8 protein-coding genes are annotated in these 5,880 nt (G+C 65.1%); 3 read left to right on the top strand and 5 right to left on the bottom strand.

The features are described 5' to 3' along the window. The coding region (locus Q0071_RS01050; protein WP_298164312.1) for a flavodoxin-dependent (E)-4-hydroxy-3-methylbut-2-enyl-diphosphate synthase at positions 1-510 on the bottom strand (510 nt) is incomplete at its 3' end. A 101-nt stretch (positions 511-611) separates the two neighbouring features. On the opposite strand from Q0071_RS01050, the gene Q0071_RS01045 reads away from it, so the two are divergent. Then, complete coding sequence (locus Q0071_RS01045) at positions 612-845, top strand: hypothetical protein (protein ID WP_298164311.1); 234 nt, start codon at positions 612-614, stop codon at positions 843-845. Here Q0071_RS01045 and Q0071_RS01040 read toward each other — a convergent pair. The 4 genes from Q0071_RS01040 to Q0071_RS01025 all read right to left on the bottom strand — a co-directional run bounded on the left by Q0071_RS01040 (position 842) and on the right by Q0071_RS01025 (position 3,688). After that, a complete protein-coding gene (locus tag Q0071_RS01040; protein WP_298164309.1) occupies positions 842-1,375 on the bottom strand; it encodes a GNAT family N-acetyltransferase in 534 nt (177 codons plus the stop codon). The two genes, Q0071_RS01045 and Q0071_RS01040, sit on opposite strands and share 4 nt — an antisense overlap. Before the next feature lie 32 nt (positions 1,376-1,407). Continuing rightward, positions 1,408-1,833 carry a hypothetical protein gene (locus Q0071_RS01035; RefSeq protein WP_298164306.1) on the bottom strand — a complete coding sequence of 142 codons (426 nt, stop codon included), beginning with the start codon at positions 1,831-1,833 and terminating at the stop codon, positions 1,408-1,410. Between the two features lie 167 nt (positions 1,834-2,000). Further along, on the bottom strand, positions 2,001-3,428 hold the full coding sequence (gene tldD, locus Q0071_RS01030) for a metalloprotease TldD (RefSeq protein WP_298164304.1): 1,428 nt from the start codon (positions 3,426-3,428) through the stop codon (positions 2,001-2,003). 56 nt (positions 3,429-3,484) lie between these two features. Beyond that, positions 3,485-3,688 carry a zinc-finger domain-containing protein gene (locus tag Q0071_RS01025; RefSeq protein WP_298164302.1) on the bottom strand — a complete coding sequence of 68 codons (204 nt, stop codon included), beginning with the start codon at positions 3,686-3,688 and terminating at the stop codon, positions 3,485-3,487. Positions 3,689-3,792: 104 nt separating this feature from the next. On the opposite strand from Q0071_RS01025, the gene Q0071_RS01020 reads away from it, so the two are divergent. Further along, a complete protein-coding gene (locus tag Q0071_RS01020) occupies positions 3,793-4,749 on the top strand; it encodes an ABC transporter ATP-binding protein (RefSeq protein WP_298164298.1) in 957 nt (318 codons plus the stop codon). Between the two features lie 403 nt (positions 4,750-5,152). Continuing rightward, on the top strand, positions 5,153-5,880 hold a 728-nt coding region (locus Q0071_RS01015; RefSeq protein WP_298164295.1), incomplete at its 3' end, for an FAD-binding protein.

The raw sequence follows: 5,880 nt of genomic DNA, 5'->3' as shown, positions 1-5,880 counted from the left end.
CAGCTTGATGTGATCGAGCGCGGATTCCACCAGCGCCTCGGGGCACGGCTCGCCGTACTTTTCGAGGAGGTCCTTCTCAAGGCTGCCCGCGTTCACGCCGATGCGGATTGCGCAGCCATTGGCCTTGGCCGCGCGCACCACTTCGGCCACGCGGTCGCTCGATCCGATATTGCCGGGGTTGATGCGCAGGCAGGCCGCGCCAGCATCCGCCGCCTCAAGCGCGCGCTTGTAGTGGAAATGGATGTCCGCCACGATCGGAATGCGCGCCGCGCGCACGATCTTGCCCAGCGCCGCGGTGCTTTCCACATCGGGACACGAAACGCGGATGATATCCGCCCCCGCATCCTCGCAGCGGCGGATCTGGTTGATCGTGGCGACGGGATCGCTGGTCAGCGTGTTGGTCATGGTTTGCACCGTGATCGGCGCATCGCCGCCAACGGGAACGGACCCAACCATGATCTGGCGGCTCTTGCGGCGCGCGATATCGCGCCAGGGGCGTACGGAGGACATGAGCGGTCCTATACCCGAGACGCGAGGCGTGGGGAAGCGTTGCCCTGTCAGCTCATCAAATCTACCAGATTGTCCGGGAGCTTCTGACAGGAGGGTAAGACTTGGCAAATGCACGAAGCGGGAAGACAATCAGCATCACGCTGGGGGTCTGGTTTGATGAACAGGCCGGTGACATTCACCTCAGTATCCCCGGCCAAGGTTTGTCCACGATCAACAGCAATCCGGTCAGCAAGCGTGGAAATCCACACCTATTCAATAAGCTTGCAAAGGTTCTGAGATCTGAAGGCAAGCCTCATCCGCAAATCGTTGAAGATTGGAGTCAAAGGATAGGTTAAACCTTGCGCGCATAAAGGAATTCGGGATCGCAGTGGCTCCCGACCCAGAACTCGATATCGGCGATCTTGGCAAAGCCGTAGCGATGGTAGAACCGCTGTGCCTCGGGATTCTCGCTGTAGACGGAGAGCTGGATCTCGTCCGCGCCGACGTCCTCTGCCTTGGCCAGCGCCCAATCCATCAACTTCGCGCCGAATCCGCCGCCGATGCGCGCGGGATCGGTGTAGAGCTGCTTCAGTTCCAGCGGCGCGCGCGCATCGCTGTGCCCGGCGGGCATCGTGCTCTGAAGCACCAGCTTGCAGAAGGCGACCAGCGCGCCGTCCTCCTCGATCACCGCGATGCGCATGCCGGGATCGGCGATTTCCTTTGCCACCTTCTCATCACTGTGCGCCTGCCCGAGGAAGGTGGCGAAGTCCTCCGGCTTGTACAGGTGCTGGAACTTGGCGCTGACAGCGCGGCGGCCAAGATCGGCAAGCGCGGCGGTATCGGCGGGAGAGGCGTGGCGCAGAAGCGGCAGGGACGTGGCAGGCATGCCGCGCCCATACCGCCACGCGCGGTCCTAAATCAATCGGCCAGCGCGACCTTGGCCGGCCTGCTATAGGGCACGAACTGATCGAGCGACACGAAACCGCGCCAGAACAACCCGTTGCGATCGCGCAGCTGAACCACGTCGATATTGCAGAGCTGCGAGGACACCAACTGGGTGACGAGGATATCGTCCGAATTGAGCGACGATGCGCCCGACTTCGGCCGCTGGACATAGAGCGTGCTACCGCTGCCATAGACGATCGCGGTCTTGTCGATCACGCGCGAGGACTGGACGTTGGGCAGGTTGATGCAGTTGACCGGCTTGCCGGCAACGCGGCCATCAAGCAGCTTGGCCAGCTGTTCCTCACCGGTCAGGCGGGGGCGGGCGTCGGCAGCCGCACCAGCCAGCAGCAGCGCGCCGGCGGCGACAACGAACCCGAGCTTTGTGGCGTTCCGGATCATGACGTGCCCTTTCTCATTCCAATTGGCGGGCAGGCTACGCCGCGCCGCCTTAACCAGCGCTGACTGTAGTTTCCCTGAGGGCACCCTAAACCAAGTCGCAGGCCCTACGCCTACTACGTAGTTCTCCTAGTGTCGCATTTCGAGACTGCTGACCCCGCCACAGCGTGTCAGGCTGTGCCGCCTACCGTGAGCCCTTCGACCAGCAGGGTCGGCTGGCCGACACCCGCCGGTACGCTCTGCCCGCCCTTGCCGCAAACGCCCACGCCTTCGTCCAGCGCCATGTCATTGCCGATCCCGGTCACGCGCGTCAGCACGCTCGGCCCGTCGCCGATCAGAGTCGCGCCCTTGATCGGCGCGCCCAGCTTGCCGTTCTCGATGCGGTAGGCCTCGGTGCAGGAAAACACGAACTTGCCGCTGGTAATATCAACCTGCCCGCCGCCGAACGACTTGGCGAAGATGCCGTTCTTCACGCGGCTGAGCAGCTCGGCCGGATCGTCATTCCCGCCCCGCATGAAGGTGTTGGTCATGCGCGGCATCGGCGCATGGGCATAGGATTCGCGCCGCCCGTTGCCGGTGGGCGCAAGGCCCATCAGCCGCGCGCTCATCCGGTCGTGGATATAGCCCTTGAGAATGCCGTCCTCGATCAGCACGGTTTCCTCGGTGGGCGTGCCTTCATCGTCGATCGTCAGCGAACCACGCCGACCAGGGATCGACCCGTCATCGACCACGGTCACGCCCGGTGCCGCCACGCGCTCGCCGATCCGGCCCGAAAAGGCGCTGGTGCCCTTGCGGTTGAAATCGCCCTCAAGGCCGTGGCCGATGGCTTCATGCAGCAGGATGCCGGGCCAGCCGGGCCCGAGCAGCACGGTCATCTCGCCCGCCGGGGCATCGACCGATTCGAGGTTCACGAGCGCCTGCGCCAGCGCGGTATCGATCGCGCGGTTCCACGTTTCCGCCTCGAACAGATCGTCATAGAGCCGCCGCCCGCCGATGCCGAAGCTGCCCGTCTCGCGCCGCCCATTGTGCTCCGCGACGATCGACACGTTGAGCCGCACCAGCGGCCGCACGTCCTGCGCGACAAAGCCGTCCGCCCGCACGATCTCGACCACCGACCAGCTCGCGGCAAGGCTCGCCGAAACCTGCGCCACGCGCGGATCGCGCGCCCGCGCTGCGGCATCGACCGTCTCGAGCAGCTTGACCTTGGCCGCGAAGGGGATCGCATCGAGCGGCGAAGCATCTGTGTAGAGATGGCGGTTGTTCTGGCGCGGCGGGGCGGCGGCCGCGCCCTTTGCCGGATCGAGCAGCTTCAGCGTCTCGCCAGCGCGCGCGATGGCGGCGGCGGAAATCTCGTTGGCATGGGCAAAGCCGGTCATCTCGCCCGAAACGCCGCGCAGGCCGAACCCGGCATCGCGCGAATAGTCCGCCGTCTTCAGCCGCCCGTCGTCGAAGCCGAAGCTCTCGCTGGCAATGAACTGGAGATAGAGTTCACCATCCTCACAGGCGCCCAGCGCTGTGGCGGTCAGCGCCCGCGCCTCCTCAGGGGTCAGCAGTCCGGGGCGATAGAGCAGCGAGCGGGGATCGGGCGTATGGGTCATGCACAGGGATATAGGCAGCCCTGCCGCATCACGCCACCGTGATTACGCGGCCCTGATTACGCGCCCGCCTGATCCGCCGGTCCGCCCTTCAGCACAAAGCGACGATCACAATAGCCGCATTCCGCGTAGCCCCGCTCGTCGATCTCGATCCACACGCGGGGATGCCCCAGCGCCGCGCCGCCGCGGATGCCGTCAGCGCCGTCGCAGCGGACGCGCGAGCTTGTGGTGAGAACCGTCTCGGGTGCCTTGATCGTGGTCATGGCCGCGCGGTTAGCAAACCGGCATGCCGCCGACAAGCAGGTGGTTGCACCCGTCCTGCCTTGCCCCCTTTACGCCAAGCGCATCAAGGGGCAGGGAGAACCCCATGGAAACGACCCCCGCCATCCGCATCCGCGATCTCGTCAAGCGCTACGCCCCGGCTGGCAGCAAATCGGGAGAGGGCAAGCTCGCGCTCGGCGGCGTGAGCTTCGATGTGCCGCAGGGCCAGATCTTTGGCTTGCTCGGTCCAAACGGGGCGGGCAAGTCCACGCTGATCAACACGCTGGCCGGCCTTGTGATGAAATCGTCCGGCTCGGTCGAGATCTGGGGCTTCGACATTGATCGCGAGCCGCGCAACGCCAAGGCCTCGATCGGCATCGTGCCGCAGGAAATCGTGTTCGATCCGTTCTTCACGCCGCTCGAAGTGCTCGACATCCAGGCCGGGCTCTATGGTGTGCCGCCCGCCGCGCGCCGTTCGCTTGAGCTCCTGCAGTCGGTCCATCTGGCCGACAAGGCCCATGCCTATGCCCGCTCGCTGTCGGGGGGCATGAAGCGCCGCCTGCTCATCGCCAAGGCCATGGTCCATACCCCGCCGATCCTCGTGCTCGACGAGCCGACCGCAGGGGTCGACGTGGAACTGCGGCGACTGCTGTGGGAACTGGTGGTCGATCTTAACAAGCAGGGCGTTACCATCGTCCTGACGACGCATTACCTCGAAGAGGCGGAGCAGCTGTGCGACCGCATCGCGATCATCAACCACGGACGGCTGATTACCGACCAGCCCACGCGTGAGCTGGTGGGCATGATGCGCGAGAAAATCGTGGTGCTTACACTGGACCGCCCGATCGATGCTGCACCGCAGCATGAGGCCTTCGTCAAGAGCACGATCTCCGGCGAACGCGAGCTTCGCGTGACGTACAACAAGGACCGCATCAACGCGGGCGACGTGCTCACGCTGGTCCAGTCGCTCGGCTACGGGATCGTCGATGTCTCGACCGACGAGGCAGACCTCGAGGATGTCTTCGTCAAACTGACGAGCGCCCCCGCAGGCGCGGTGGGGTAAAGCCCGCCGCGCATCGCCAGCGCTTTGCTATATTTTTGATTTTAAACTTCGTTTTGCTCTGAAAAGAGCTTCCAATAGCCCCGGCCTGACCGGCGGATGGTGCGTTTGCAGTCACGGCACCGACCGACATGGCGGCTGCCATTCCATCGTACGGAGGCCGGATCGGAGCGATGCCTGTTGAACAGGCAGAAGGGCAGGCGCCATAGCATGGCATGTGATCCTGGAGAGGAGGAGCGACCGCCCAAATCTTAACAGTTAGCAGGTGCGGAAACCAATACCGAAAACGCGCAAACACAAATTTTTTACCTCGCGCCCTGCACCGCATGAGACTTTCCAAACGCCGCAGGGACAGGCAAAGAGCATGCGTGTTTGATCATCTTCCTGATGTGCCCCGGGTCTGGTCATGAGTGCCTCGGAACCCGCCAGCCCTGATGTCCTGATCATCGGCTCCGGCGCCGCCGGCCTCACGGCCGCTCTGGTGCTCGCAGAACGTTGCCGCGTCCTCGTGCTCGCCAAGGGCGCGCTGGACGGCGGCTCGACCGCGTGGGCGCAGGGCGGCATTGCCGCCGTGCTCGACGAGGGGGATACCTTCGACGATCATATCCGCGATACCATGGTCGCCGGTGCCGGCCTCAACCGCCGCGACACCGTGGAATTCGTGGTCGAGAACGCACCCGCGGCGATCCGCCGGCTCGCCGATCTCGGCGTCCCGTTCAATGCCGAATCCGGTGCCTTGCACCTCACGCGCGAGGGCGGGCACTCGCACCGCCGCATCGTCCATGTCGACGACGCCACCGGCTGGGCCGTGCAGCAGGCGCTGATCGCAGCTGCCACGGCGCACCCCAACATCACTCTGCGGCCCGACATGGTCGCGATCGATCTGGTGACCGATCGCCACCGCGCCGACCGCACGGACGGCGAAAGCGGCGGCCACCGCGTCTGGGGCGTCTACGCGCTCGATACCGGAACTGGTCGCGTCGAATGCTTTGCCGCGCGCGCCACGATCCTGGCGACCGGCGGCGCGGGCCGCACCTATCTCTTCAGCACCGCCCCGCGCGGCGCGACCGGAGACGGCATCGCCATGGCCTGGCGCGCGGGCTGCCGCGTCTCCAACATGGAATTCATGCAGTT

The organism is Novosphingobium sp., from assembly GCF_027486195.1.
Taxonomy (GTDB): domain Bacteria; phylum Pseudomonadota; class Alphaproteobacteria; order Sphingomonadales; family Sphingomonadaceae; genus Novosphingobium.
This window is presented reverse-complemented; position numbering and strand designations above follow the sequence as displayed.

Excerpts from the sequence above, each read along its gene's own strand:
- Q0071_RS01040 (WP_298164309.1), bottom strand. The coding sequence starts at position 1,375 with ATGCCTGCCACGTCCCTGCCGCTTCTGCGCCACGCCTCTCCCGCCGAT.
- Q0071_RS01035 (WP_298164306.1), bottom strand. The coding sequence starts at position 1,833 with ATGATCCGGAACGCCACAAAGCTCGGGTTCGTTGTCGCCGCCGGCGCG.
- tldD (WP_298164304.1), bottom strand. The coding sequence starts at position 3,428 with ATGACCCATACGCCCGATCCCCGCTCGCTGCTCTATCGCCCCGGACTG.
- Q0071_RS01025 (WP_298164302.1), bottom strand. The coding sequence starts at position 3,688 with ATGACCACGATCAAGGCACCCGAGACGGTTCTCACCACAAGCTCGCGC.
- Q0071_RS01020 (WP_298164298.1), top strand. The coding sequence starts at position 3,793 with ATGGAAACGACCCCCGCCATCCGCATCCGCGATCTCGTCAAGCGCTAC.